The sequence below is a fragment of the Ornithinibacillus salinisoli genome (assembly GCF_042684965.1).
Lineage (GTDB): Bacteria > Bacillota > Bacilli > Bacillales > Amphibacillaceae > Ornithinibacillus > Ornithinibacillus salinisoli.
On record NZ_JBHUMI010000008.1, the window covers coordinates 131,958 to 158,881 of the forward strand.

The window sequence follows — 26,924 nt, forward strand, 5'->3', positions numbered from 1 at the left end:
ATGCTAAACTAGTAAAATAGCAATAATTTTGTTTACGGAAGGGAATTGAAATGATGTCAGCTACGAAGAGAAGGGTTGTTGGAATAGCATTAATTACAGCGGTTGCGGTATTGGGAGATGCTATGTTATTTATTGTATTACCATTATATTGGCAGGATTTTGGACTTACAGCTATATGGCAGATCGGAATCCTTTTATCTATTAACCGTTTTATTCGTTTGCCAATCAACCCATTAGTTGGCTTATTTTATAAGCATTTTCAAATGCGAACCGGGGTCTTTATAGCTATCGTACTAGCTGTAATCACGACAGCTTCCTATGGGTTTCTACATCAATTTTGGTTATTACTTTTCATGAGAGCGTTATGGGGCGTAGCTTGGTCGCTACTTCGTTTAGGTGGTTTTTTAACTGTTATTGATGTTACAGAGGATCATAATAGAGGCCAATATGTAGGTTTGTACAACGGATTATGGGGAATTGGCGGTTTGATAGGAATGCTAGCTGGTGGAATTCTAGTTGATCAAACTTCCATTCCTTTTGTAACGACATTGTTTGCTGTTATAGGGTTGTTCATGATTCCTATCGTTTGGTATTTAGTTCCCGTTGCGAAAAACACAGAAGATGAACAGAATAAACAGGAGGAAAAGAAAGTCAAATGGTTTTCCTCCTATGTTCAAATGGTGTTACTTACTGGCATAGCAATGGGATTTATCGTTTTTGGCTTGTTCGCTTCCACGCTGAGTCCATTAATCGAGCGAGCTTATGTAAATGAATGGACATTATCACAAGTAACAATTGGTGCGGCAACACTCGCAGGTATCGTACAAGCAATTCGCTGGAGCTGGGATCCGTTTCTTGCTCCCTTACTTGGAAGAATATTAGATAAATCGACTTCTTTGCTGAAAATCTTACTCATTCCCTTATTTGGTGGTGGAATCCTATTTATTGCATTAGGAAGTATTCGAACGATCGTCTTGTTACTTGCTGCACTGCTAATTTTTCAGCTCATTTCTACGATGTTCGTAACAACGACTGATACCATAGCGACATCAGCAGCATCGCAAACGGACAGTGTGAAAGTCATGACAGCCCACACGGTAGCTGTCGACATTGGCGCTGCCTTAGGACCACTTGCATCCTTTATAATTTTGGAATTTTATAGTTTATCAGCAGTTTATTATGTTGCTGGATTTTTACTCATTTTGTTAGGAATAGGATGGATTGTGTTTCATAGTCGAATTCCCGTTCCCGGAAAATAACAGCCAGAAAAAGGCTGGGACAAAAGTATTTTCGTCAAAGAAAGATCCAACGGTGGTTCATAGCAGAGATGAAAGCCCGAATGAAGAGAAAAAAGATCCAAACGGTCGTTCATAGCAGAGATGAAAGCCTGAATGAAGAGAAAAAAGATCCAAACGGTCGTTCATAACAGAGATGAAAGACCAAATAGAGAGAAAAAAGATCCAAACGGTCGTTCATAGCAGAGATAAAAGACCGAATAGAGAGAAAAGAGATCCAAACGGTCGTTCATAACAGAGATGAAAACCCGAATAGAGAGAAAAAAGATCCAAACGGTCGCTCGTAACTGTGGTGAATAGATAACCAATTACTGTTCAAATGTGATTCCTAGGGTTACTGACGATCCTTCATAATCAGTTGTTTGATCCATGGTTTTAAGTCTACAATTCGAAAGTATTCTGGTCTTGTATCAGTTCCACTAACAATTAATGGTACGAATGCATCGCTTTCATGTAATGACCCATGTGATCCACCACCTGGGTGTGTTGGTGTCCCTTCGCCAATAAATTCAAAACCAGGTTTTGCGTCCACAACAAGAAAGTTTCCTTCGTGTGAGTGTAGTGCACTGTAAAGCCTTGCAAGGGCATCTGGGTATGAGCCGTACTCTAAACGATTGTTATCTTTATTTAGATCTAAAATAGAGTAGTCGCCATTTATTGTCCACGATTGTCCATAATTATCTGATAGGGACCCCTCCGGTCGAAAAGTCAATTCACTTTCCTTGTCACTTGTTATGACGTGAACATTATTATTTTCCTTCCATGCTATAAAGCTAATACGTTGGTCTTCTTGAAGATGTGCAGCAATTTGATTGAATTCTATCGATTGATTCAAGGTATAAATATAAGCCATTCTTTCGTTCAGGGCAAATACAAGTTCGTCGTCTGGCTTGATTTCATCCTTTGTTTTGTGAATATTATAGGACTGTAACAAAGAGTGCAAGCTAATTAGAGATTCACTTTTATCCTCTTTAACAGGTGCTTGCCCACTGTCCCCCATGATCATCCAAATAGTATCCTGTATGGCCATATCCCAAGTTTCGTACGTGTTCAATATTTCTTGTAGTTGTTTATCTACTTCTTCAATTGCTTGGATGTGATTGTTTGGCCCATCTTGATGGACCTCTTTGTCTAGATTAGATAAATATAACAAAGTAAATGCCGGAAGCTTGCTATTTTCAATTACATACTTTATTTCTTCTGTTACGAATTTATCATTAAATCCATAGCGCTCCCACAGTTGGGTATTTTCTTTGTTTTCGGGGCTGTATTGTGCAAAAGCTCCATATGAAAATATATGTGGTGCTTTAATTTCAAAGCTTTCTGGCAACAAGTCGAATTCTGATAATGTTTTAGAAAGATTCAATTTCTTTTTTTCTGTCCCTCTATACACGAGAGCATTAATTGATCCACTTTGTAATCCGTTTTCAGCGATTTCCTCATGGAGAGTTTTTATTTGTGAGCTCAAATGTGTATGGTTTAAATGGTAAAAATTATCTTCTATAACATGCTTGATACCTACTTTGAAAATCTCTTCCTTTGCACTTCCATAATTAATTAATCTTTTTTCTTGATCATTAAACCACACTAAGCCAGGAATGCGGTGTTCATCAGGATATTTTCCGGTTAAAAGGGTACTATCTATAGAGACGGACATGGTTGGATAACTACTAACAACATTCGGGTAATAATTGCCTTTATCCATAAAAAATTTTAAAGCTGGTGCCCGGCCTTCTTGAATAGCTTGCTGAAGAGGCTGATCCATTAAAGAGTCGATAATTAATAAAATTACTGGCTCTGTAGTGGGTGTTACCTGTTCCTCTTCTAAAGACTGATTTGCTCCATTACGTCCGATTAAAAATAATATGAGCGCAATCAATAGGATGGCAACGATTAGGATAATATACAGCATTTTTTTCATCTGATCCTTCCTTTTTTTACTATATAAAACTTAGTATGATATTTAAGGGGAAATCTATCCTAAAGATATCTAAGAAAACGAAAGTAGGGTATATTTTGGTTATTTCCGTTATGACATATAACATACACCATGGGAAAAGCGTAGATAAACAGCTTAATCTAGATCAAATTGGATATGTAATTGAAAAAAGCAATGCGGATATTATTGGACTTAATGAAGTGGATAAATATTTTTCAAATCGGAGTGAATTTGAAGACCAAATAAGCTGGCTAGCAAAGCACTTGAAAATGGAACAAGCCTTCACTCATTCCATTAAGTTAAAATCGAGGGATAGAGAGAATGAAAGACAATATGGAAATGCCTTACTTTCGCGATTTCCGATTGTAAATAAAAAGGACCATCATTTTAATTTTATTAAGGGATTAGTAGAGGGTAGATCCATGCTAGAGGCTACATTGGAAATAGATAATAAGATGTTGCAAGTATATGTGACACATTTAAGCCTAAACCCTTTTCTGCACAATAAGCAAACGAGCTCTATAATCGACATTCTTTCGAAATCATCAAGTGCGTCAATTGTAATGGGGGATTGGAATATGAAGCCGCAATCAAATGGGTGGAAGAACATGACCGATGTCTATACGGATGCCTGGGAAGTTGCTGGGGAAGGGGCAGGGTATACCTACCCATCCACTCGACCTAAAAGGCGCTTAGATTATATTTTTATGAGTGACCATCTTTCCGTTACGGAGGCAAAAATTATTAAAGCTAATCCGAAAGCCTCTGATCACCTTCCATTACGGATTTCTTTTTCGCTTTAAGGCAAGTATGTACTTGTACTATCTTTTTAACCAATACTGACTACAATCCTTGTTTCGTTCCATAAATCCATATTCGATTAGATACCTTCTTAAGGTGACAAAGTCATCATAAATTTGCTTTAACGTTTCATTAATCTCTGGTTCTGAGTAAGTTTTGTTTACATCAAATTTTGTTATTATATGTTGTAGTATAATAATTTTTCTTTTTTCTTTACTCGGAAATGATTGTAAAGGACCATCTAACCCTTGATTAAAATAAGTTGAGAGTACTTTTTCTTTTTCTGCATTTGTAATCGCATATCGTTCATCCACCATTGTCGCCCCCTTATGAATTGTGATTAAGTCTTCACTTCTACTATCTTCTTGCTTTAATAATTCCATAATTGTCAAAAAGACTCGTGCCTGTTTCTCTTTTTCTCTTAATTTAAAGCGGTGTGTCCGTATGGTTGATGTGCTACCGGCATCTAGTTTGCTAGCAATTTCTTTATCTGACAATCCCGCATGAAAGAATGTAAGAATTTCCTTTTGAAGTTCGGATAAACCCGTGTACTTTTTATCCATGCCAAGTAAAAAATCAAACATAGATTGATGTTTTTCTTGAATATGTTTTTTTATTGCTAATTGCGCATCATACAAAACGCCATTAACAGGATAAATAACACCTTGCTGAAAAATTTCTTCACAAATAATACATTGAAACACCTCAAGTTTCGGATCATATCTGTACCCATTTTTTAAATCACTAATGGAAGCATTCCAAAAAACATCCTCATAAGCCACGCTCGTCAACCACCTATCCATGTCATTTTAATAAACATTATAATTTAATGTTTTATTAAAAGCAAACAAATTACTTATTTGTTTTATTTTTTAGATAGTAAGATTCAAAGGGTATCGGTGCCAGACACTCGAATAATGTGCGAAAGAATGGTTAAAACTAATATGTATCTATACTAGGGTGGTGGTTTGTATTAGTAGTATTGGTATTTTTCTTGATCGAGATGGTGTTATAAACGAGGTGTTGAGTCATCGGGTTAAGTTTGTTAATAAGCCAAAGGATTTCTTTTTATTAGATGGTGTAGGTGAATCGGTAAAACGATTTAATGACGCTGGTTATCATGTATTTGTTGTTACTAATCAAGGGGGAATCGGCCTTGGTTACATGAAGGAGGCTGCACTCCATGATATACATAAAAAAATGGAAGAAGATTTAGCGGAATATGGGGCAAAAATTGACGATATTTCCTACTGTCCACATAAGCCACATGTAGGGTGTGCTTGTCGTAAACCAGAACCACAAATGATAGTAAAATTAGCCGAAAAGCATGGCATTGATTTGGCAAAGAGTTATATGGTCGGTGACCGGGAACCAGATATTGTGGCTGGAAAACAAGCAGGTACAAAGACCGTTTTAGTTGGTGAACGAGAAGACGTGACAGGGCATGCAGATATGTATTTTCCCGATTTACTATCCTTTTCACAATGGTTGATTACAAATTTGAATAAAGAAAAATAGTATATTTGAGAATGGATATGGGAGATTAAATACGATAATACTGTGATTTGCTAATATGCAAGGAGGAGTTTTTTTGGGAGTAGTTATCATTTCATTTTTAACTGGTATTGCTTTAGGGATCGTATTCTCATTACTAAAACTTCCTATTCCAGCACCGCCAAACTTCGCCGGTGTAATGGGTATTGTAGGTGTCTATGCAGGGTTTGTATTAATAAATAATATAATGTAGGTGAAATAAAATTGAAACTAACCATACAATCATTCTTAGCGGGTATCGTATTAGGTGCGATATTCTCCTTACTGAATTTACCAATTCCCGCTCCACCAAACTTAGCCGGGATAATGGGTATTGTCGGTATTTTTGTAGGCTTTTTAATCTTGAATCGGTGGAACGAAATGAGAGGAAAAGCAAAGCGTGATTTGTCCTAACTTCTTAAGTTGGGGCTTATTCTTTTTGATCATTCCCTATTACGAAAGAAACTGCTACACTTAACCTATCGAATATAATATGGGTGATAAGATGACAAATGTAGTTAAGATTTCTGTGAGAAATTTAGTAGAGTATGTGTTTAGGAGTGGAAGCATCGAATCAGGTTTTCGAACCGCTACTTCCATGACGGAAGGAACAAAAGCTCACCAAAAAATTCAAAAAACCTATAATGAGGACGACCAAAAAGAAGTGTATGTGCAAGCAGAGATTCCATTTGAACATATTGTAATACATGTTGATGGCAGATGTGATGGGGTACTTATTCAACAAGATGGGGCAGTGATTATTGATGAAATAAAGTCTACCTCTCATTCACTCGAGGAGATTACAGCAGATACACATCCAGTTCACTGGGCACAGGCTATTTTTTATGGTTATATTTATGCAGGTGATCATAACTTAGATGAAGTTACGATTCAATTAACTTATGTGCAAGTGAAAACAGAAGAACAAGAGCAGTTTCAGCAGAAGATGACATATACAGAACTTGAAGCGTATGTACAAGATGTTATCAAACAATATGCACCATATGCCATTACAAGATTACAACATAAAACGCAAAGAGATAAAAGTAGCCATGCACTTGAATTTCCTTTTGCTAATTATAGAAATGGCCAGCGTAAACTGGCTGGTGCTGTTTACAAAACAATTGTAGAAAAGAAGGACATATTTGCAAAGGCATCGACAGGAATTGGTAAAACAATTTCAACGATATTTCCAGCAGTAAAAGCAATTGGCGAGGGACATTTAGATCGAATATTTTATTTAACTGCAAAAACGATAACAAGAACAACGGCCGAAGAAGCATTTCGCTTATTAATAGAAAGTGGATTGGATATTAAAGTTGTAACGATTACAGCCAAAGAAAAAGTTTGTTTTCAGGAAGAGATTAACTGTTCCAAAGAATTTTGCCCATTCGCAGATGGTTACTATGATCGAATTAACCAAGCAGTGCTAGACATTTTAGAAAATGAAAAACTGATGAGTCGAACAGTTATTGAGACATACGCTGCCAAACATCGCGTCTGTCCATTTGAATTTTCACTTGATCTGGCATATGCGGCAGATGCAGTTATTTGTGATTATAATTATATCTTTGATCCAAGGGTTTCTTTGAAGCGTCTATTTGAGCAACAGAAGAAACAAACGGTCTTGTTAATTGATGAAGCGCATAATTTAGTAGACAGAGGGAGAGATATGTATTCCTCGGAATTGTATAAATCCAGTTTTTTGCAATTAAAACGGGAATTTAAAGGGAAGAATGAAGGAATAGCAAATACTGCAAAACTAGTAAATGATCATCTTTTAGCTGTGAAAAAGCGAGAGGAATTTTTGGACAAAGAACTAGATGAAACGATTGTTGGGTTATTAGAAACGTTTATCGTGGAAGCTGAAGTTGAACTGGCACGGAACGATGACGCAAATCAACTATTGCTTGATACATATTTTGCTGCACAAGCTTTTGTGAAGATTTCCAAGTTATATGATGAACGGTTTATCACGTATGTAGAAGTATTTCAGAGTGAGGTCAGGATGAAGTTGTTTTGTCTAGATCCTTCGCAGCTCATTCAAAAAATGAGTAAAGGTTATCGCTCAAAAATATTCTTTTCCGCTACCTTAACACCAGCAGATTACTATAAAAATTTGCTCGGAGGAAGTACAGAAGATTATGTTATATCGATACCTTCCCCGTTCATAAGAGAAAATGCTGAAGTTATCATTCAACCGATGTCTACAAAATATCATGATCGTAATCGAACGATGGGAGCTATGGTGAAATTTTTCGCCACTGTATTGGAAGAAAGAAAGGGTAATTTTCTTGTGTTTTTTCCGTCCTATAATTATATGCGTGCCGTATATGAGGAGTTTGTTACATATGCTCCAAAAGTAAAAACGATTTTGCAAGAAACTGGCATGTCTGAAGAAGAACGAGAGGAATTTTTAGGTGTCTTTCAGTCTGAACAGGACGAAAGAATTTTAGGGTTTGCTGTTTTGGGCGGTATTTTTTCTGAGGGGGTAGATTTAGTAGGGGACCGTCTACAAGGAGTAATTATTGTTGGTGTTGGTCTCCCTCAGATTGGATTTGAGCGAGATATCATAAAAGACTACTTTCAGACAACTGGACGTAATGGGTTTGATTATGCCTATGTATATCCTGGCATGAATAAAGTACTACAAGCAGGTGGTAGATTAATACGCTCAGAGGCAGATACCGGTACGATTGTTCTGGTAGATGATAGATTTTTACATCAGAAATATCAGGCACTGCTTCCATATGAATGGCAACAATATAAGATAGGTACCGTAGAATAAATGTGATTGTTTAGGGCGCTTTCTAATTAAAAGGAGGCGGTTTTATTATGGAAGGATCATTTTGCATCGTGTGTTGCTATGTTGATGTAAAAGCGTAGTAACATATCGCTCTGAATACCGTTACAGAGATACACTACCGTGGGCTTGCACTAATCCTCTTCACTCGCAAGAACGCTCGCTGTAGGGTCTCAGCGTCTTCGCTTTCTCGCAACCACATACAGTCGTAGTTATAGGTTTAATAATATTTTTTAAAATATAAGAGATACTAAAACATATTATGGAAAAGGAGTGTATGTTTTTGCATCAACAAGAAGTAAAATCAACCGTTGAAAAAATATTAGAAAACCATTCAGTTGGAACGATGGCAACTGTCAAAAATAATAAACCACACACGCGTTTTATGACTTTCTTTCACGATGATTTGAAACTATATACAGTGACGAGTAGGGATACGGATAAGACAGAAGAAATTGAAGCAAATCCATATACCCATATCCTTATTGGATATGGAGGGGAAGGATATGGAGATGCGTATATAGATTACCATGGTAAAGTATCAATTAATGATTCACAGGAAATAAAGACCCAATTATGGAATGAGAAAATGGAGCCATGGTTTGACAGTCTGGAAGATCCAAATTATATCGTCCTGGAAATAGAGCCGGAGATCGTCAGGTTGATCACTAATCATATTGGCGACGACCCTAAAGAAGTAGATTTAAAAAAATTTTAAAAAACGATAACCGCTACGGATAAGTAGCGGTTATGTCCATTAACTCATAATATAAGCATCTCTGATCCCGGCGGCTTTTACTTCATTCAAACGTCGTTCTGCATTATTACGGTTAGCGAAAGCACCAGCTTGAACACGATACCACTGTTGACCAGAAATAGTTATAGCGGTCAATGCAGATTCAATTCCTTTAGAACGCAAAAATTGAGCTCGTTGTTCAGCGTTAGCTCTTGATTGAAAGGAACCAGCTATAACACGATAAATGGCATCAGAACCACCATCTTGTTTTCTCTTTAGATTGAATGCTCTAGCTAGTCCATTAACATGTCCTTGTGCGACTCGTTGTCGCCAAGAAGAATCGCGTAGTAAAGCAGCATCTTGACTATTATCGATAAAGCCATTTTCTGAGAGGAAGGCAGGCATGTTTGATTCTCGAAGCACATGAAAATTTGCCTTTTTCTTCCCGCGGTTTCTCAGTTGGTTTACCTTCGTAATTTCTTCGTGAAGTAAATCTCGGTATCTAGCAGTCTGTGACGAATCTGAAAGACTGTTGTGAATGTAATCTTCATACCCTCGAGCAGAACCATTAAATGCGTTACAGTGAACAGAAAGATAGTAATCAGCACCCCATGCGTTTGCCTCATTGGTGCGCTGCTGTAAACTTTTCGTACTATCACTGGTGCGACTCATTCGAACTTCTACATTTTCATAATCGTTTAATAAAATCGAGCGCATTTTAAGGGCGATATCCAATACGATATCTTTTTCTCGCAAGCCATTTCCACTGGCACCGGGGTCAGAACCACCATGGCCAGGATCCAAGTAAAGTTTCATCATAAAACCTCCTTTTCAAATATTTAATTCTTACAATGATAGATTATGATAGTTTGAAAAAATGAATTGTACAAACGTCTCAATGTTTTTAAACTTCCATATCTGTCACCATCGTTTAGGCCTATTTTTTTGCTCTGAAAAATAGGTTTCCTTCATCTATACAATCGAAATGGGAGTGTATTTGGTGGCATTATTCACGTAAAAAGATGTAAAGGTAGATATTATTTGTTGAGACGCAAAATCACTGAAGAAATATTAGAATTATATAAAAATAGTAAAAAAGACTATAATATATTATGGTACAATTAGGTATGACATAATAGATACTAGATACCCCCCTTCCGAATACTTCTTCGTCATCGCTCGATGTTCTTATATTTGTATGAATCATTCCAACACGTCAGTCAAAGAAAGTACATAGGAAATAACTCTATAATTATAATGAAAATGAGGTATGAATCTTATAAGGAAGGTAATGTTTGATATATCTATATCCTTAGACGGATTTATTGCATGACCTAACGCTGGTCCCAAATAACCATTAGGACACAATGGGGAAGAACTACATAAATGGATATATGATATCGTGAAATTAATTAAGAAGAAAGGGTGCTTAGAATGATTGTAGAAGTTTATCCTTATTTAGTTTTTAACGGTAATGGACAAGAAGCGATAAGATTTTACGAGGACGCTTTAGATGCAAAGGTACTCAATGTACAAACCTTTGGTGATATGCCTGATAATCCAGAAATGCCTATTTCAGATGAGGACAAGAGCAGGGTGTTAAATGCACATTTGAAAATTGGAAATACCAACTTAATGCTTTCAGACACATTCCCTGGTCAGCCATATCAAACTGGTTCTCAAATTACTATTGCAATATCCATTGATAATGTAGAAAAATCAAAAGAAGTATTCGGAGTGTTAGAGGAATCGGGTACTGTTGGAATGCCATTGCAAGAAACGTTTTGGAGTCCATCTTACGGTCAGGTAACAGATAAATTCGGTATAACCTGGCAAGTGTCTACCTTGAAAGGTGAGAATTAGTATAATTTGATGGAGTTCGGAACGTTGTTCAGAACTCCATTTCTTTAAGGAGGAATAGCATGAAAAAACAACTATTATTTATTCATAGTGCTGGTCCGCAATCTGAACAGCAAGGAAGTGTTGACCTTATCGGTTATTTGGCTAATGAACTACAAGATAGGTATGAGTTCATTACGCCACATATGCCATATCCAGAAGATCCGAACTACGGGCAATGGAAAGAGAAACTAAGCAAAGTGATAGAGGAGCTAGATGGTGAAGTAATATGTATCGGTCATTCATTAGGTGGAGCGGTCTTGCTAAAATACTTATCCGAAGAAACATGTCCCTTAACTGTTACGGGTCTTTTTAATATCGCTGTACCATACTGGGGGTTGGATAACGAGTGGATATATCAGGATTTTGAATTAAAAGGAAACTATATTGAACGACTTCCAAAAATACCAGAAATATATCTTTACCATAGTGAATTCGATCCTATCGTTCCATATGATCACTTTTTACAATATATAAAGGATTTTCCACAGGCAAAAAACAGGAAGTTAAGCGGAGATAGTCATTTATTTCAGGATGGAATACCGCAACTGATTTCGGATCTGAAGAAATTATAAAATATTTTAAAGGATAGGGAGTTGAAGTTAAAAAAGCAGCCAAGCAATCCTTTATTAAATGATTAACCTAATGATATGATGATTTTAAGAACGCAACCATGGAGGTAAACATATGAGTACGAATCAACTTTTATCTGTCATTCCTCGATTAGAAACGGAAAACTACATATTGCGTGGAATGACATTGGCAGACGTGGACAGCATGTTCGTTTTTATGCAAGATAAAGAAACCATGCAATATATTACCCCAAACCCGGTACATGCCAAAGAAGTTTTACATAATAATATTCGAACCTATCTTCATAATTTTACGCAACAAAAGGAAATCCCTTGGGTTATTATCCATAAGGCAGATGGGGATCTAATTGGGCAATTCCGTTTACATAAACTACATATGTGGCATAAAAAAGCGGAAATGGGGGTTGTAATAAGAAAAGATTTTCAGAAAAAAGGTGTAATGACCGAGATATTAGGGAGAATACTAGATTTTAGTTTCAATTCTTTAGATTTGAACCGTATTGTAGGCGATATTTTTGCAGAGAATCAAGGATCTAGAAAACTGTTAGAAAAGTACGGGTTCAAAAAAGAAGGGGTATTGAGACAAACTGATTTTGATGGGGAAATCTATCATGATACGGTTGTATATTCCATGCTGAAACCAGAATTCGAGGCAATTCGTAAGGTGAAACAGGATTTAGGATACGAAAAAAATAACACGGAATCTTTTAGTAATAAAACTTAATATAATTCTCTTGCATGTACATATGGATAGATTGCCACGTTGCCGAACATACAGGTAGTTGCAACACCCTTTGCCGATTTGGTTGATAAAAAGGTAAGTAGGCAGGCTATGATGATGGTAGAGAAATGAATACGGTAGTATAGTGATTTGAAATACAAAGTCAGGAGTGTTGGAATGAAGTTAGTAAGTTATAAGAGGAAAGAGAAACTAGAGTCTTTACGAATTGGTTTTATGAAAGAGGAAAAAATTATAGATGTACAGGAAGCATACTGTCAATTAAAGGGTATTCGTTCTGTTAGTGAGTCCATACTTCCTGCAGATCCTACAAAATTTTACAAAATGGGTATCCCTGCCATTGAAATAGCGAAAGAAATATATACATATTCATTCGAGAACGACTTAAAGAATGCTAGCCTTAATCGTGAAGAAGTTTATGTTTCAACTCCCATTCCGGAGCCATCGAAAATTATTTGTGTAGGAAAAAATTATGTAGAACATGCTGCTGAAATGCAAAGTGAGGTACCAGATTATCCGGTATTATTCGCAAAGTTTCCAAATGCGTTAATTGGCCCTGATGATGAGATGGTGAAAAGTGCTGAAACAGAAAAGTTTGATTATGAAGTAGAATTAACGGTTGTAATTGGTAAAGAAGCATCCAATGTATCAAAAGAACGTGCACTGGACTATATTTCTGGTTATACGATTGGGAATGATGGAACAGCTCGTGATCTACAAAAAAGAACACCACAATGGCTTCAAGGTAAATCCTTAGATAATAGTACACCGGTTGGTCCATGGATAGTTACTGCTGATGAGGTTGGAAATCCAGGTGACTTGGATATTCGATCGTTTGTAAACGGCGTAGAACGCCAAGCATCAAATACTAGTAAGTTGATTTTTGATATTCCATATTTAATAACGTTTATTTCTCAACTAATGACATTAAATCCGGGTGATATTATAATGACAGGAACTCCAAACGGGGTAGGGTTTGCCATGGACCCACCTACGTTTTTAAAAGATGGAGACATTATAGCTCTAGAAGTTGAAAAAATAGGACGAATGGAAAATAGAGTGAGAGAATGCTAAACCCTTATTTAGCTGCATAGGTTAAATAAGTAAGTGGAAATGATAGTAAAACTTATATATAAATACGAGGGGGGATGATTTTATATGAGTGAAAAGGCTCAAATAAAAGTAAATGATAATGGGTCATTACGAGTAACTGGTGATGTGGAATTAATTGATAAAGAAGGTAACGTATTTGAAACAAAGAAAGTATTTTCTTTATGTCGTTGTGGTCATTCGGCAAATAAACCATTTTGTGACGGCACACATAAGAAAATTGAATTTGAAAGTGCTCCCCGAGCAAAGTAATTAATAATCCGTAGTCCACTTAGGACTACGGATTATTGTAAAAGGAAGGATTTGTTTATTGCATAGGGATCCATGCTACTTTCCAAATGTCTTCTGAATTTTTTATCAACCGGAATGCCAAGCCATTGGACTCTACAGTTGCAAAATGAATAATCGCTTCCTCTTCCGATAGGTATTCTTCTTTAAAGACATCAACTGCTAATAATTCCTCATAGAATTGTTCAGCATTTTTCTTCATTGTATCGTCTTCGGCAAAGAATGGGTCATTAAAATACGCGTCTTTATCAGGTGTACCATACATTTCGTCTTGAATGTATAAAGCATATTTTACTTCCTCATCTTCATTATTCTCAGCATAAAAATGCATTTTAAATACATCAATTGGGTTTAAGCCCTCAAGTAATTCATCATTAAGGGTTTCTTTATATTGTTCATAGATGTCAGTGAGTTCTTGTGACATCTTGATGTTCGTGTCGTACGTGTTCGTCATTCGAGTAGTGATTTCCAAATAGATAGTTGATCCAGTTGGGGAATGAATGTACTCCATTCCAGTAACATCTAGCGTGTAACCTTGATCAGCGGTTGAAAGTGAATTTTGATCATCCCCAATACCATACGCCATTTTTACGGATGACTCATCTTGAAAGTAGAATGCTGGAATATTTCTTTCATCGCCATTTGCTAATGGAAAAGCTAGTAGAGCATTTTCATGTGGAACAAATGCTAGCCTATCTCCATCAAGCTGAAAATCACCAGATAAGGAGGTTTCCCCGTTAAAAATGATCGATGTTTGTTCACTTTGGCGATCGACTTCAATCACTTCCATTGATCCGTAGGTGGAGCCAATTAATACTGTTTCAGGATCAAAGAAATGGTTTCCGGCATCACCAGCAATCTCCATATCTGACTGACTCTTAGCAGCTTCGCCTTCTTCTTCTAAACTACTGTCACCACCGTCTGAAAACTCCCTCATTTCGGCCATTTCATTGGAATCCATTTCGCTATCTGCTGCATCATCAGTTAAACTCATAAACATGTCTGGTTGATTATTTGTAGAAATAACAACAATGATCACTAATGCTGCCAATACTACACCTGTTAATACTTTTGGATAAAAGGGAAATACTTTTCCAGACGTTCTCTTGTCGGTTTGTTTAATTTTTTCAAGTACCGCTTGTTTGTCTTTTTCAGTAAATGTAGTTGGTACTTCATTTTCGTAGTGAGATTTTAAATGTTTTAGTTGCTTATCCATGGTTTTCACCACCTCTTTCTAGCGATAAGCATTCCTTCAGTTTATCACGACCGCGCGCCAGACGAGTTCTGACAGTTGCTTCTTTCATTCCTAAAACATGACCGATTTCTTTTGTTGAAAGCTCCTTAAAATAAAACAAGGTAATAACCTCTCTGTATTTGATAGGCAACCCCATTACTTGATTCAAAAGTTGGTTTGATTCATTTTGTTTCATATAAAAATCTTCTGGGGTTTCACTATTGTTATCTGATGCTTGTGCACTCTGAGTTAATTTTTCTTTTAGACGTTTATTGCGAGAATGCCAGCTCCGCAAGTAATCTTTACATTTATTAATAGCAATGGAATAGATCCAGCTTTTTAATGATGATTTGCCCTGGAACGTAGTTAATTTTTGATAGATCGTAACAAATACTTCTTGCGTCACATCATCTGTATCAGCCGAATTTTTCATGTATGTGTAAACTAATCGTTTAATTTCATCACCATACGTGTCCATGATCATTTCAATTGCTCTTGTTTGATCTTGTTGTAAAATATCATCTTCATCGTATGTTGGATGGAAAGCTTTCGAGTGGCCCACTCTTCTTCCTCCTAACTATCAAGCTCATTTATTAGACGTAGTGTTTTTATTAGATGTTTCAATCCATGTAGAAAATACTTTTTTCATTTTAACATGCTTTAATGAAAAAATATGTTACATTTTGCAGTGAATCTTGATGGGTATTCTGTGGTTACATAGTACCATTAAAAGCTTCTAAAGACGAATCTCTCATTGACTAAGCTATACCACAACTATATACTTGAACTAACATTAATTTCAGAAAATTAAAAGAAATAAAACCTTGCTTTCCAGATTGAAAAAGGAGTGGTTTCCATGGAATTCGATGTTATTGTAGTTGGGGCTGGATTATCGGGATTGGTTGCTACTGCTGAAATAGCAGATGCCGGGAAAAAAGTCTTGTTGTTAGATCAGGAACCAGAATCTTCACTTGGGGGACAAGCCTGGTGGTCATTTGGAGGATTGTTCCTTGTCGATTCCCCCGAGCAACGAAAAATGGGAATAAAGGATTCAAAAGAATTAGCTTGGCAGGATTGGCTTGGAACGGCAGGATTCGATCGGTTAGAAAATGAGGATTATTGGGGAAAAAAGTGGGCAGAAGCATACGTTAATTTTGCTGCTGATGAAAAACGTTCCTGGTTACGTGGGATGGGTGTGAAATTTTTTCCGGTTGTAGGTTGGGCGGAACGTGGAGGTTACCTTGCAGAAGGGCACGGAAACTCTGTACCTCGTTTTCATATTGTCTGGGGAACAGGTCCTGGAATAGTTGAGCCTTTTGAACGTCGAGTAAGAGAACATATAAAAAACGGTCATGTAGATTACCGCCCGCGTCATCGGGTAGATTATCTCATTAGTGAGAATGGAAATGTAAAAGGAGCTGGAGGCTCTGTTCTTTCACCAGACGATACGGAACGAGGAAAAGAGAGTTCTCGTCAAGTTGTTTGGGATTTTGAATATAGGGCTGAAGCGGTTATCGTTTCTAGTGGTGGAATCGGAGCTGATTTTGATATGATAAGAAAAAATTGGCCGAGTAGACTTGGGCAACCACCAAAACGAATGATATCTGGTGTCCCTGCTCATGTTGATGGGCGTATGCTTTCCATTACTGAGAATATTGGTGGTCGCATAGTCAATCGAGATCGTATGTGGCATTACACAGAAGGAATAAAAAATTGGGATCCAGTCTGGAATCAACACGGCATTCGAATTTTACCTGGACCATCTTCGATATGGCTAGATGCTGAGGGAAACCGTTTCCCTGCTCCAAACTTCCCTGGCTTTGATACGTTGGGAACGTTAGAAGCCATTCAAAAAACGGGATATGATTATTCCTGGTTTATTTTAACGGAGAAAATCATTGAAAAAGAGTTTGCTCTTTCTGGATCCGAACAAAATCCGGATTTAACCGGTAAGAGTATCAAAAAACTGTTATCGAGAGTTCTTCCGGGTCCGCCTGCGCCTGTAAAAGCGTTTATGGAAAAGGGAGAGGACTTCATTGTTGCAACAAGTTTAGAGGAACTAGTCCAGGGCATGAATGAATTAACAGGTGATGATTTGCTACAAAAGGATGAAATTGAACGGCAAATCCGGGCAAGAGACCGTGAAATAGATAATACATTTACGAAAGACTTACAAGTTACAGCACTTCGTGGTGCTCGTAAGTATCGTGGAGATAAACTCATTCGAGTTGCTTCACCTCATAAAATTTTGGATCAGAAAAACGGTCCACTTATTGCTGTAAGGCTAAACATTCTAAGTAGGAAAACATTAGGAGGATTACAGACGGATTTATCTGCAAGGGTTCTAGATGATCATGGTGAACCAATAACGGGATTATACGCTGCTGGAGAGGTTGCTGGATTTGGTGGTGGTGGTGTTCATGGATATCGTGCACTTGAAGGTACATTTTTAGGTGGGTGCTTATTTTCCGGTAGAGTTGCAGGGCGTGCAGTTGTGGAGGCGTTAGGTAAAAGCACCGTTATGAATCCAGTGGTGCAAAAAACGAATTAAAGATTCAAGTAGTTGAAAGGTGCCAAAATATCGATTTGGCACCTTTCTTTTTGTATCTCCACTATTTATCTACCACAAATTATTAAATAATCTTGTATCGATTAAATTGGTATCGATTGGACATGTCTCGGCATTCTCGCCATATTGCCAACCCCAAACATTAGCTTCGCAAGTTGGTTTTGTAGGATTATAAGCAGGTGATTGATTTGCTGGGGTAGATCCGGGTGTAGGCTCTTGACTCCATATTACAACCTGTGAACGTACATGGGCGTTATTTCGTACTGCAGCACAATAAGATTCATTGAAGGAAGAGGTAGTAGGGTCTGCATAAATACCTGGACGATATCCACTTGGAAATATAGCATCGACCCATCCGCGTATCCATGCTTCGTCTATGTCAAAGAACCGCTCCGTATTGGCAAAAAGGAAGATGTCTTTTGGAATACCTAGTCTCCTTGCGTGATACACCGCATTGGAAGCTGCGACTCTTCCTTCCCGATATCCAACTGCAGCATTGTAATCATTGTAGATTGGTAAAATTTTGACGTTATTCCCATGTAACAAACCTACCTCTTGCTCTGTCAGTCCACCTGATACATTAGGTACTGTTGATAAGTATCTCCCCCAAAATCTAGGTTTGCCAAAATTATTAACGACACAAGAAAAAAGCTCTTGATTAACAGCTGTCGCCGAATCAACTCCCCATATTACGTTTGGCATAGCATAGTCCCCTTCTGTAATAATTTGTCTAGATATATATATGATACTTTTTTATAATCGAAACAAGTTTGTTAAAAATACTCACAAGATCCAATTTTAACAATAAGATAAAGTGAAACTTCATGAAGCAGAGACTTCTTCCACCGACTTACTGTATGGTAGTATCACTGGGCATGTCCCAACTATCGAATTAACTGTTATCAAGAGTGATGGAGAGAACTGGCTCAATGAAATCACAGCAACCTGCGCATGTAAGGTGCTACTACCAACAAAGCGCCATGCTTTGGATGATAAATGTTCGAAGTTTCCACTTGCGCTTGAGTAAACACAATAAAACTCTGGTCTAATTGTGCCTTATCAAGCGCTAAGTGTGAAACGAGCTTCTATTTGTAACTCTATAAAAAATAGTTGAAAATCAAAAGAATTAATAACGGGTTCGGTTTTGTTTTGCAAAAAGAAATAAACATCAATAAAAGGGATGCTATTAGCATCTCTTTTCGCATAGTAAATATCAATAAAATAACACCATATTTGCAGATGGAATTAAGTCATGTGTGGTTGCTTCTGTTCAATTTTCATTCAACTATAAACGCCTTTTTGTTGATTGAAAATGCGTTCCATTTATGCTAGAAATTAAATGGAATGATAATCATAAATTACTTTGAAAAGTGAGGATCCCCGATGATTGCAAAGACTGAAGAGGATTTTAATGGATTAAAAGAGATTGGTAAAATTTGTGGAGCGATTCGAGATGAGCTAGTCCAATGTACGAAACCTGGAATTACAACAAAAGAACTCGATTTCATTGCTGAGAGAATTTTTGAAAAAGTAGGAGCACAGTCTGCACCAAAAGGAGAATACGATTTTCCTGGATATACGTGCATTAGCGTAAATGAAGAAGTAGCGCACGGAATTCCGAGTGAGCGGACTATTCAAGAAGGGGACCTTGTAAATATAGATGTTTCAGGTTCTAAAAATGGGTATTTCGCAGATACGGGAATTTCCTTTGTTGTTGGGAAGGGGGAGGAAATTTTGCAGAAAGTATGTGACGTTGCTAAAGAAGCATTCGACGCTGGAATTCAGAAGGCAAAACCAGGTTCGAAAAAAAGCGCTCTAGGAAAAGCAGTACACAATGTAGCGAAACAGCATGGCTTAACTGTCATAAAAAACCTTACCGGACACGGTGTCGGGAGCTCGATACATGAAGCACCAGACCATATTTTCAATTACTTCTCTCGCTGGGATGACGAAATTTTAAAAGATGGTATGGTAATTGCCTTTGAGCCTTTTATCTCTACATTTGAAGAGGAAGTTTTCCTATCCGAGGATGGATGGACCTATCTAACCGATGAAAGCTTTGTGGCTCAATACGAACATACGATTATTCTTACGAAGGAAGGACCAATTATTACTACATTGTAAGAGCATTAATACCACAAAAGTTGCTAATTCTATTACCGAACAATTATAAAACCTTTTAAATCGGTAATATAGAGGTACCAATCTATTTGCTATTTGTACCTCTATTTTGTTTGTTTTTTTAACTATTTTGATTCAAAAACCGAACTCATTAAAGAACTATTTTTTCATTTTAGAGAGCATAAACAAAAGAATCTATTCTTATATTAGTTTGCTTCTAAAATTTATGTAGACTTTTAACAGCTTCGGAACTACTAATACGTTTAGTCTTTTTTAATACGATTCCTTCATTTAAAAGGTTTTCACGAATCAAATTATGGTATTTAATAAGTTCACTTTCAGTTAGATTATTTGGTATTTTTTTTAAGATAGATGCTTGTATATCTGATATATATAGGAAATACCTTTCTTCATCCTCTTTTGCTATTTTAACTTGAGACCAAGATATATTTTGACTAGTATTCTTAAACTCTCTAATGAAACCCTTATCAGATATAGTTGATATACAGTCACCAATTGTAAGAGTGTGATTTTTTTCAATTAGTTTTTTTGTTTGTCTTACAATTGCAAGTTTATAGGCGGATTTACATAAAAAGAACATTGCTATTGCAAAAACAAGAGCCGTACCCAGGGTGACTTTTACAAAATTAATAGCAAATAAAAACAGCAAAATTGCTCCAAGTAATCCCCCTATTATTTTATTTCTTTTATGAATATTTGTTGTGTCAACAGCATCTTTTTGGAGGGCAAGTAAATCATCCATTTCAATTTTATAATTAACAACCATATAAACACCCCTAAATAATATTTTGAAGAAAATCTTATTGATTTATATATTTTAACTTTAGATTCATTTAGAGGGATTGATAAAATACAGTTTTTAAAAACCCTCGAAGGTCATTCAATTGGATAATTCTCTTTATTTATTTTATTCACCTCTTTTATAATTTCTAAATTAATAATAACAAATATTTTTGTTTTTTCAGATATATTTTTTTCGTAACTTCTCCCTTTATGTCCATTCCATGCAAAAAAGAAATTTTATAAATTAGTAATAGAAGATATGGAAGTAAAACTGATGTATAACTTAGCTCGGATATCGAAAACTAATAAAATCATGCATGGTAGGAAGGGGGCAATAAAATGGCTAATAATAACAACGAGAAGAAACATGATAATATGTTCAAAGAAAACAAAAATCATGGGGAGCACCGTAATGGTCGTAAAAGTCAGTTTAAGAATAGTGCTGTTCACGGTGGCGATGAACCAAATGAGTATGTAAATAGTAAGGACCATTAAAGAGATGGGAACAACCACCCTCTCCTAGTATGGAGCTGCGCCAAAGGTATAGATTGCCTTTGGTGTTTTTTATGGAATCACCTAGGGTAGGTGATGTCTTTTTTTTATTATGAATAATTTATTATCAGCGAACCACATAGTACCATAGCCCATATTTCGTTTAATATCTGGTCATCTGTCCCACACCTCTACAAATCATCATATGATATATCCAAAAAGTACATTAAGGTGATGTTATTTATGGGACTGTTTATAAATAAATCTGAACACCCACGTGTTTTTCAACATGGAGGAAAAATAAAAGAACCAAATCAAAGTTATTATAAATCCGAATATTTTTCTGAAATACTTCAAGAGCAGAAAAAACGGAACGAATCCTTTGCAAAAGGATTAAGAGAACTAAGAAAGAGGCATCAACAGTTTGAATTAATAGAACTTGGTAAGTGGAATGATATTGGTAAACAAATCATGGAACTTAAAAAAAGTAATTCCGAGCATGAGCAATTTGAACTTGAGGCGCGGGAGTGGTTACAATTGCTTGAAAATAATAGTCAAGAACTTCAACACTTGATTGCAAATGACAGTGAATTAACAAGAGAGATGTTGGAACAAATAGATGGTGTAAGTAAATCAAATGAAGAGATTGTAAAGCAGATAGCAAAACATGAGTCCTTCTCAGAACAATTAAATACACAATTAAATCAATTATATGAGTTACATCAACAAATGGCAGATCAACTTTCCGAACAAGATACGAAACAAGATCAAGTGCTTCATAGTGTTGAGAACCAAGAAGCGTTGATGGAAAAAACGTTTAGACAGGTAGATCATATTCGTTCTATTCTTTATGAACGTACAAATTATATAGCTGAAAAAATAGAAAATAGCTACAATCTTACTTCGTCTTTAATGTATAAATTGATTACTGGATCAGAAAAGCCATTAACTTTAATGATGGCAGGTAAACGGAAAGATAATGAGAATGGGAACACCGATTAAAAGCACTCATCGTAGAGTGTTTTTTTTTGTACATAATCCATGATGAAGTGTCATATAGTATGTCATTCAAACTGGGACAAATAAAATAAAACACTTGTGTTCTTTATAAAATTGATGTATGTTCTTTATAAGGAACAAATAAGACAAAGGAGAGTGAAATGATGAAGCAAATGATAAACGAGTATAAAGGTCCAAAGATCATTATGCTATGCGTCATTTTATTCTTAGGATTGTTGATTAACCCATTGAATGTACGAAGCTATGAGGCAGATGATTTCCAGGTTCTCGTTATTTATTCGAGTTCAGACAAAGAGCTTAATGAACACCAGCGGTTATTGGATCTTTTGATCGGTCATTTTACTTCATCAATAACCTTTAAACACAGTTCGGAAGTTAAAACGTCTGACATAATTGGAGTGACACACCTCTTTTATTATGGGCAGGTGGAGGAAAAATTACCGGAAAAAGTCATAGATATTATTAATTCGTATCCAGGTCCGATAATGGGGATTGGACATAATGTTGAGCAGGTCAATCAATTCAACTTTATCGAGTCAACGGAAATAGAAATTTTAAATGACTTTATTGTAAAACGTGAACACGGAAACAGTATCTCTATTAGTTCACATCCAATGATGAAACTAATAACCACTAGAGAAGTGGAAGTATTAGTTGAAGTAATTCAGGGAGAGAAAAGACTTCCATTGCTTATCGACGAAGCGGAAGTTTTACTTGAAGTAGTTCAGGAAGAGGAACGGTTACCTTTACTTATCAATGAAAAGGATGCCTATTATTTTGCATCTCCAAACTTATTTCCACCGATCTCAAATTTTTTAGCAGATGAACTTCACCATTTTTTTGGGATTAATCATGATACGGAAACAAATGCAATTCTGCGATTAGAAGATATTAACCCGAAGACAGATCCAGAAGATCTATTTGCTATTGCTGAGGTATTAAAGGATAGAAATATTCCATATATGGCTTCGGTAACCCCAGTATATGTAAATCCCAAAACGGATGAGAAATTTTATCTTTCGGATAACCCGGGATTGATAACAATTTTGAAAGAGATGCAGAATAATGAAGAACATAAGGCTAGTATCGTTCTACATGGATATACAGACCAGTATAAAAATGCTGAGACTGGGGATGGTTTTGAGTTTTGGGACGTAGAAAACAATAAGCCATTAGAGAATGAAGGTGAATACATTGAAGATCGTATTTCAAGAGGTTTACAGGAGCTAGTAAACTATGGGATCTATCCAAAAGCTTTTGAAGCACCACATTATGCCATGAGTCAAAAAGGGTATGAGGTTATTTCGAGATTTTTTTCAACATATGTTGGGCAAGTGCAATTGACAGACACGAATTGGGAAATAATGACTGAGGCACCCTATATTACGGAGCCGAAGTTTTTGAAGGGGATGAAGCTTATTCCTGAAACAATCCGGTACATTCGTTATGAGGAACCTACCTCCATTCGGGAAATGAAAGATCGAATTGACGAGTTTACCATTGTACGTGACGGCATTATTGGTGCGTTCTATCACCCATTTTTGGGGGTGGAAGGTCTGAAAGAATTATTGGATGAAATGGAAAAAATTCCGAATTTGACTTGGATGGACCTTAGTAAGATGGATAACAAAGTATTCAATGAAGATGGAGAAGAACTTATAAACAAGGATCAGGAAGGTGAATCTAACGAAATAGGATGGATGGAAAACTATATCATTCAACTAAAAGAAGTAAATATCGTGTGGATAGTATTAGGATTTTGCATAACGGGTTTAACAGGGGTCATATCTTATATGTTATTTAGAAGAAAAGTAGAAAGCATTTAAAAGTTGATGATAAAAATTTTTAACCGTTTTGTTCTTTATTTAGAACGACCGTTATTGTGATTCTAAGGGGGGTAATGATGAATCGGCAAAATGTAATAATCATCTTCATATGTATCGTACTTTTATACATGAATTTTCAACAACTTCATGTAAAAGCGGAACCGGCGAAGGAATCGGTGCCAAAAGTACTTGTTGTATTTTCCTCGAAAAGTGGTCAAGTGGATGAAAACGGACGTATGCTAGATATGCTTATCGGTCATTTTACTTCAGATATAACGTTCAGGCATGTTTCAGAAGTTCAACCGAAAGACCTTGACGATACTACACATTTGTTTTATTACGGGCAGATAAAGGAAAAATTACCTGATGAATTTATACAAATTACGGATGTATATGATGGCCCATTTATGGCACTAGGATATAATGTTTCACAGCTAAAAAGATCATTCTCATTTATAGAACTATTAGGGGAAGAGCAATATACGAAAATAACTTTAACAGAGGACGAAACGAAAAATACAAGTGTAATTCCTCGTTTGTTATTACATGTCGATGTAACGGCAGACTCGGATGTACTCATTAAGGCAAGTCATGGATCAAATATTGAGTATCCATTGATGATTAGGAATAAAGATAATTATTATTTCGCAGCAGATACAATTAAACCACCAAATTCCATTTTTATAGGAGAAGTATTACATGCTTTTTTTGATGTAGAACATGTACATGAACATCCAGCATATATTCGCTTAGAGGATGTTCATCCATTGGTTGATCCGAATGCGTTAATGGAAATTGCAAAAGAACTTATAAAAAGGGATATCCCTTATATGATTGCGGTTGTACCAGTTTATACAAACCCTAAAACGGAAGAAGAACATCATTTATCGGATTCTCCACAATTACTTAAGACGTTGAAATATATGCAAGATAATGGGGGAAGTATTGTATTACATGGTTATACCCATCAGTTTCATTCAAATGAAGCTGGTAGTGAAGGTTATGAGTTTTGGGATGCCGAAAATAACATGCCAATCTATCATGAGCCAAATGAAGAGGTAACAAAGGTAACAAGGGATGACTTTGAGACTGAGAAAGATTATGAGAATCATCGTAAGGAACAACTCACTTATGAAAACAATTATATTAAACAGAAACTTACAAGAGGCATTCAGGAGCTCGCGTATTATGGAATATATCCATTAGCCTTTGAAGCGCCACATTACACGATGTCACAAAATGGCTATGCAGAAACGGCAAAGTATTTTTCAACCTATGTAGGTCAGATTCAATTGAGTGATGAGGACTGGGAAATAATGAGTACAGCACCATATATAACTACCCCTAGCTTTCTAAACGGAATGGTGCTCCTCCCCGAAACCATTGGTTTTGTGCCGCAAGATTATACCTCAACAAAAGCAATTGAGTTAATGATGGATAAAGCGGATGAATATTCTATTGTTAGAGATGGTATAGTTGCTGGGTTTTATCATCCATTTCTTGAAGTGGAAGAGGATCGTTTTGTCGAACTCATGGATGAAATGGAAAAGATTGAGGGGCTAAACTGGATTGATTTAAAACAAATGAATAACAATGTGCACGCAGACCATGTAAACTTACAATCCAAAAACGGTACTATCCAGGTCGATATGAACAAGGTTAAGATTTTTTTCACATCCTTTGATTATGTTGTTTATCACATAAAGAAGTTATCCGTTCCTGTAACTTGGGGCTTGTTTGGTGCTGGGACTTTTGCGGTTATCCTATTTATTTCTTATACATTCATTTCAAAGAGAAGATATCACAAATATATAAAGTATAAGAGGAGGGATTTCATTGGCTGATGTGTTCGTTTATATTTCGTTGTTTTTAATATGGTCGATGCTTTTCTACCATATATTCTTAATGCAAGGGGGGTATTTGCATTCTGTTCAATATCGAAAAAAAGAGCAGGAGTGGCAGCAACGTAATACGCCGTTTCCGAGGGTAAGTATACTTATTCCGGCACATAATGAGGATGTCGTAATCGGAAACACGTTAGAAGCAATGAGTAATTTAAATTATCCTGGCGATTGTTTAGAGGTTATTGTTATTAATGATAATTCAAGTGACCGAACGGGAGAAATTGCGGAAGCTTATGCGCGAAGGTATGCATTTATCAAGGTTATTCACACAAAACCACCGAATGGAGGGAAAGGAAAGTCTGGTGCATTAAATAACGGATTACGAGAATCGACCGGTGATATTATTTGTGTATATGATGCAGATAACATACCTGAGCCAGATGCCGTTTATTGGCTAGCCATGGGGTTGGCAAATGACCAACAAGCAGGTGCAATCGTTGGGAAGTTCCGGGTATTAAATGCGAATAAAAATATACTTACGAGATTAATAAATATTGAAACACTAACATTTCAATGGTTAGCACAGGCTGGTAGGTGGTTTTGGTTTAAAATGGCTACCATTCCAGGTACGAATTTTGCGATAAGGCGGTCCATATTAGAAGAATTAGGCGGTTGGGACGAGAAAGCCTTATCGGAAGACACAGAATTAAGCTTCCGAGTCTATAATTTGGGTTATTATATTCGCTTTTTTCCTTCTGCAATAACATGGGAACAGGAGCCGGAAACACTAAAAGTATGGTGGAAGCAGCGCACCAGATGGGCACGTGGAAATATATATGTAATAATGAAATTCTTTTTCGGGTTTCATAAACTAAAAAATAAAAAAATAGGCATTGATTTATTTTATTTCTTATTTACTTATTTTCTTTTCTTCGGTGGTATAATGATTTCTCACACGATTTTTATTTTGAATTTATTTCTTGATTTGAATTTAACTATTGGTGTAGTCTCATATCTACTATTGATCATCGGTTTTTTATTATTTGTGACGGAAGAGTTGCTTGCTTTAAGTATGGAAAAAAATCAATTAACTATGAAGAATTTCTTTACAGTTCTCTTTATGTATTTCTCTTATTCACAAATGTGGGTGTTACTAGTGGTATATGCATCATTTTTAGAAATGAAACGAGTCTTATTTAAACAAGAGGTAAAGTGGTATAAAACAAAGCGATTTGAACAAACTCCAATTCCAAAAGATCGCTCGGCATAATAGGTGGT

26 protein-coding genes and 1 riboswitch are annotated in these 26,924 nt (G+C 36.3%); of the genes, 19 read left to right on the top strand and 7 right to left on the bottom strand.

The features are described from left to right. The first annotated feature begins 53 nt into the window (after positions 1 to 53). On the top strand, positions 54 to 1,259 hold the full coding sequence (locus ACFSTA_RS04305) for an MFS transporter (RefSeq protein ID WP_377555320.1): 1,206 nt from the start codon (positions 54 to 56) through the stop codon (positions 1,257 to 1,259). A 370-nt stretch (positions 1,260 to 1,629) separates the two neighbouring features. Here ACFSTA_RS04305 and ACFSTA_RS04310 read toward each other — a convergent pair whose 3' ends face one another. Further along, the gene (locus ACFSTA_RS04310) at positions 1,630 to 3,216 is read right to left on the bottom strand and encodes an alkaline phosphatase family protein (RefSeq protein WP_377555321.1); all 1,587 of its coding nucleotides are present in this window, start codon (positions 3,214 to 3,216) and stop codon (positions 1,630 to 1,632) included. Between the two features lie 95 nt (positions 3,217 to 3,311). Here ACFSTA_RS04310 and ACFSTA_RS04315 point away from each other — a divergent pair, with 95 nt between their 5' ends. Beyond that, positions 3,312 to 4,037, top strand: coding sequence for an endonuclease/exonuclease/phosphatase family protein (locus ACFSTA_RS04315; RefSeq protein WP_377555322.1), 726 nt, complete (start codon positions 3,312 to 3,314; stop codon positions 4,035 to 4,037). 18 nt (positions 4,038 to 4,055) lie between these two features. Here the strand turns inward: ACFSTA_RS04315 and ACFSTA_RS04320 are convergent, their stop codons facing one another. Beyond that, positions 4,056 to 4,817 carry a DUF2087 domain-containing protein gene (locus ACFSTA_RS04320; protein ID WP_377555323.1) on the bottom strand — a complete coding sequence of 254 codons (762 nt, stop codon included), beginning with the start codon at positions 4,815 to 4,817 and terminating at the stop codon, positions 4,056 to 4,058. A gap of 190 nt (positions 4,818 to 5,007) precedes the next feature. Between ACFSTA_RS04320 and ACFSTA_RS04325 the strand changes: the two genes are divergently transcribed. From ACFSTA_RS04325 to ACFSTA_RS04345, 5 genes are all read left to right on the top strand, one after another. Beyond that, positions 5,008 to 5,553 carry a D-glycero-alpha-D-manno-heptose-1,7-bisphosphate 7-phosphatase gene (locus ACFSTA_RS04325; RefSeq protein ID WP_377555446.1) on the top strand — a complete coding sequence of 182 codons (546 nt, stop codon included), beginning with the start codon at positions 5,008 to 5,010 and terminating at the stop codon, positions 5,551 to 5,553. Between the two features lie 73 nt (positions 5,554 to 5,626). Then, a complete protein-coding gene (locus tag ACFSTA_RS04330; RefSeq protein ID WP_377555324.1) occupies positions 5,627 to 5,782 on the top strand; it encodes a XapX domain-containing protein in 156 nt (51 codons plus the stop codon). An 11-nt stretch (positions 5,783 to 5,793) separates the two neighbouring features. Then, the gene (locus ACFSTA_RS04335; protein ID WP_377555325.1) at positions 5,794 to 5,982 is read left to right on the top strand and encodes a XapX domain-containing protein; all 189 of its coding nucleotides are present in this window, start codon (positions 5,794 to 5,796) and stop codon (positions 5,980 to 5,982) included. A gap of 91 nt (positions 5,983 to 6,073) precedes the next feature. After that, positions 6,074 to 8,356, top strand: a complete 2,283-nt coding sequence (locus ACFSTA_RS04340; RefSeq protein WP_377555326.1) for an ATP-dependent DNA helicase — start codon at positions 6,074 to 6,076, stop codon at positions 8,354 to 8,356. Positions 8,357 to 8,654: 298 nt separating this feature from the next. After that, positions 8,655 to 9,089 carry a pyridoxamine 5'-phosphate oxidase family protein gene (locus tag ACFSTA_RS04345; protein ID WP_377555327.1) on the top strand — a complete coding sequence of 145 codons (435 nt, stop codon included), beginning with the start codon at positions 8,655 to 8,657 and terminating at the stop codon, positions 9,087 to 9,089. A gap of 39 nt (positions 9,090 to 9,128) precedes the next feature. On the opposite strand, the gene ACFSTA_RS04350 is transcribed toward ACFSTA_RS04345, so the two are convergent. Then, positions 9,129 to 9,926, bottom strand: a complete 798-nt coding sequence (locus ACFSTA_RS04350; RefSeq protein ID WP_377555328.1) for an N-acetylmuramoyl-L-alanine amidase — start codon at positions 9,924 to 9,926, stop codon at positions 9,129 to 9,131. A 615-nt stretch (positions 9,927 to 10,541) separates the two neighbouring features. Here ACFSTA_RS04350 and ACFSTA_RS04355 point away from each other — a divergent pair. From ACFSTA_RS04355 to ACFSTA_RS04375, 5 genes are all read left to right on the top strand, one after another. Continuing rightward, complete coding sequence (locus tag ACFSTA_RS04355) at positions 10,542 to 10,970, top strand: VOC family protein (protein ID WP_377555329.1); 429 nt, start codon at positions 10,542 to 10,544, stop codon at positions 10,968 to 10,970. Positions 10,971 to 11,029: 59 nt separating this feature from the next. Next, positions 11,030 to 11,581 (top strand): alpha/beta hydrolase, encoded by a 552-nt coding sequence (locus tag ACFSTA_RS04360; protein WP_377555330.1) that lies wholly within the window; start codon positions 11,030 to 11,032, stop codon positions 11,579 to 11,581. A 112-nt stretch (positions 11,582 to 11,693) separates the two neighbouring features. Next, positions 11,694 to 12,323, top strand: coding sequence for a GNAT family N-acetyltransferase (locus tag ACFSTA_RS04365; RefSeq protein WP_377555331.1), 630 nt, complete (start codon positions 11,694 to 11,696; stop codon positions 12,321 to 12,323). Positions 12,324 to 12,497: 174 nt separating this feature from the next. After that, positions 12,498 to 13,412: a fumarylacetoacetate hydrolase family protein gene (locus tag ACFSTA_RS04370; RefSeq protein WP_377555332.1), complete on the top strand. Its 915-nt coding sequence runs from the start codon at positions 12,498 to 12,500 to the stop codon at positions 13,410 to 13,412. Positions 13,413 to 13,496: 84 nt separating this feature from the next. Further along, positions 13,497 to 13,700 carry a CDGSH iron-sulfur domain-containing protein gene (locus ACFSTA_RS04375; protein WP_377555333.1) on the top strand — a complete coding sequence of 68 codons (204 nt, stop codon included), beginning with the start codon at positions 13,497 to 13,499 and terminating at the stop codon, positions 13,698 to 13,700. Between the two features lie 55 nt (positions 13,701 to 13,755). Here ACFSTA_RS04375 and ACFSTA_RS04380 read toward each other — a convergent pair whose 3' ends face one another. Further along, positions 13,756 to 14,952, bottom strand: coding sequence for a hypothetical protein (locus ACFSTA_RS04380; RefSeq protein WP_377555334.1), 1,197 nt, complete (start codon positions 14,950 to 14,952; stop codon positions 13,756 to 13,758). Next, a complete protein-coding gene (locus tag ACFSTA_RS04385) occupies positions 14,945 to 15,532 on the bottom strand; it encodes a sigma-70 family RNA polymerase sigma factor (RefSeq protein WP_377555335.1) in 588 nt (195 codons plus the stop codon). Before ACFSTA_RS04385 ends, ACFSTA_RS04380 begins: the two co-directional genes overlap by 8 nt. Positions 15,533 to 15,826: 294 nt before the next feature. Here ACFSTA_RS04385 and ACFSTA_RS04390 point away from each other — a divergent pair, with 294 nt between their 5' ends. Beyond that, positions 15,827 to 17,521, top strand: a complete 1,695-nt coding sequence (locus ACFSTA_RS04390; RefSeq protein WP_377555336.1) for an FAD-binding dehydrogenase — start codon at positions 15,827 to 15,829, stop codon at positions 17,519 to 17,521. A 69-nt stretch (positions 17,522 to 17,590) separates the two neighbouring features. Here ACFSTA_RS04390 and ACFSTA_RS04395 read toward each other — a convergent pair whose 3' ends face one another. Next, positions 17,591 to 18,241: a glycoside hydrolase domain-containing protein gene (locus ACFSTA_RS04395; RefSeq protein ID WP_377555337.1), complete on the bottom strand. Its 651-nt coding sequence runs from the start codon at positions 18,239 to 18,241 to the stop codon at positions 17,591 to 17,593. Positions 18,242 to 18,435: 194 nt separating this feature from the next. Next, a riboswitch (SAM riboswitch) is annotated at positions 18,436 to 18,538 on the top strand. 384 nt (positions 18,539 to 18,922) lie between these two features. Between ACFSTA_RS04395 and map the strand changes: the two genes are divergently transcribed. Then, positions 18,923 to 19,663: a type I methionyl aminopeptidase gene (gene map / locus ACFSTA_RS04400; RefSeq protein WP_377555338.1), complete on the top strand. Its 741-nt coding sequence runs from the start codon at positions 18,923 to 18,925 to the stop codon at positions 19,661 to 19,663. A 214-nt stretch (positions 19,664 to 19,877) separates the two neighbouring features. Here the strand turns inward: map and ACFSTA_RS04405 are convergent, their stop codons facing one another. Next, a complete protein-coding gene (locus ACFSTA_RS04405) occupies positions 19,878 to 20,447 on the bottom strand; it encodes a hypothetical protein (RefSeq protein WP_377555339.1) in 570 nt (189 codons plus the stop codon). A 356-nt stretch (positions 20,448 to 20,803) separates the two neighbouring features. Here ACFSTA_RS04405 and ACFSTA_RS04410 point away from each other — a divergent pair, with 356 nt between their 5' ends. From ACFSTA_RS04410 to ACFSTA_RS04430, 5 genes are all read left to right on the top strand, one after another. Continuing rightward, a complete protein-coding gene (locus ACFSTA_RS04410) occupies positions 20,804 to 20,959 on the top strand; it encodes a hypothetical protein (RefSeq protein WP_377555340.1) in 156 nt (51 codons plus the stop codon). A 240-nt stretch (positions 20,960 to 21,199) separates the two neighbouring features. Then, complete coding sequence (locus ACFSTA_RS04415) at positions 21,200 to 21,958, top strand: hypothetical protein (RefSeq protein WP_377555341.1); 759 nt, start codon at positions 21,200 to 21,202, stop codon at positions 21,956 to 21,958. A gap of 161 nt (positions 21,959 to 22,119) precedes the next feature. After that, positions 22,120 to 23,802 carry a DUF2334 domain-containing protein gene (locus ACFSTA_RS04420; protein ID WP_377555342.1) on the top strand — a complete coding sequence of 561 codons (1,683 nt, stop codon included), beginning with the start codon at positions 22,120 to 22,122 and terminating at the stop codon, positions 23,800 to 23,802. A 77-nt stretch (positions 23,803 to 23,879) separates the two neighbouring features. After that, a complete protein-coding gene (locus ACFSTA_RS04425; RefSeq protein WP_377555343.1) occupies positions 23,880 to 25,646 on the top strand; it encodes a DUF2334 domain-containing protein in 1,767 nt (588 codons plus the stop codon). After that, entirely contained in the window at positions 25,639 to 26,916 is a 1,278-nt protein-coding gene (locus ACFSTA_RS04430) for a glycosyltransferase family 2 protein (protein WP_377555344.1), read from the top strand. The genes ACFSTA_RS04425 and ACFSTA_RS04430 overlap by 8 nt, the downstream gene beginning before the upstream one ends. Positions 26,917 to 26,924 lie beyond the last annotated feature (8 nt).

Coding starts and splice junctions, on each gene's coding strand:
- ACFSTA_RS04305 (WP_377555320.1), top strand. CDS start 54: ATGTCAGCTACGAAGAGAAGGGTTGTTGGAATAGCATTAATTACAGCG.
- ACFSTA_RS04310 (WP_377555321.1), bottom strand. CDS start 3,216: ATGAAAAAAATGCTGTATATTATCCTAATCGTTGCCATCCTATTGATT.
- ACFSTA_RS04340 (WP_377555326.1), top strand. CDS start 6,074: ATGACAAATGTAGTTAAGATTTCTGTGAGAAATTTAGTAGAGTATGTG.
- ACFSTA_RS04350 (WP_377555328.1), bottom strand. CDS start 9,926: ATGATGAAACTTTACTTGGATCCTGGCCATGGTGGTTCTGACCCCGGT.
- ACFSTA_RS04355 (WP_377555329.1), top strand. CDS start 10,542: ATGATTGTAGAAGTTTATCCTTATTTAGTTTTTAACGGTAATGGACAA.
- ACFSTA_RS04360 (WP_377555330.1), top strand. CDS start 11,030: ATGAAAAAACAACTATTATTTATTCATAGTGCTGGTCCGCAATCTGAA.
- ACFSTA_RS04365 (WP_377555331.1), top strand. CDS start 11,694: ATGAGTACGAATCAACTTTTATCTGTCATTCCTCGATTAGAAACGGAA.
- ACFSTA_RS04370 (WP_377555332.1), top strand. CDS start 12,498: ATGAAGTTAGTAAGTTATAAGAGGAAAGAGAAACTAGAGTCTTTACGA.
- ACFSTA_RS04375 (WP_377555333.1), top strand. CDS start 13,497: ATGAGTGAAAAGGCTCAAATAAAAGTAAATGATAATGGGTCATTACGA.
- ACFSTA_RS04380 (WP_377555334.1), bottom strand. CDS start 14,952: ATGGATAAGCAACTAAAACATTTAAAATCTCACTACGAAAATGAAGTA.
- ACFSTA_RS04390 (WP_377555336.1), top strand. CDS start 15,827: ATGGAATTCGATGTTATTGTAGTTGGGGCTGGATTATCGGGATTGGTT.
- ACFSTA_RS04395 (WP_377555337.1), bottom strand. CDS start 18,241: ATGCCAAACGTAATATGGGGAGTTGATTCGGCGACAGCTGTTAATCAA.
- map (WP_377555338.1), top strand. CDS start 18,923: ATGATTGCAAAGACTGAAGAGGATTTTAATGGATTAAAAGAGATTGGT.
- ACFSTA_RS04405 (WP_377555339.1), bottom strand. CDS start 20,447: ATGGTTGTTAATTATAAAATTGAAATGGATGATTTACTTGCCCTCCAA.
- ACFSTA_RS04410 (WP_377555340.1), top strand. CDS start 20,804: ATGGCTAATAATAACAACGAGAAGAAACATGATAATATGTTCAAAGAA.
- ACFSTA_RS04415 (WP_377555341.1), top strand. CDS start 21,200: ATGGGACTGTTTATAAATAAATCTGAACACCCACGTGTTTTTCAACAT.
- ACFSTA_RS04420 (WP_377555342.1), top strand. CDS start 22,120: ATGAAGCAAATGATAAACGAGTATAAAGGTCCAAAGATCATTATGCTA.
- ACFSTA_RS04425 (WP_377555343.1), top strand. CDS start 23,880: ATGAATCGGCAAAATGTAATAATCATCTTCATATGTATCGTACTTTTA.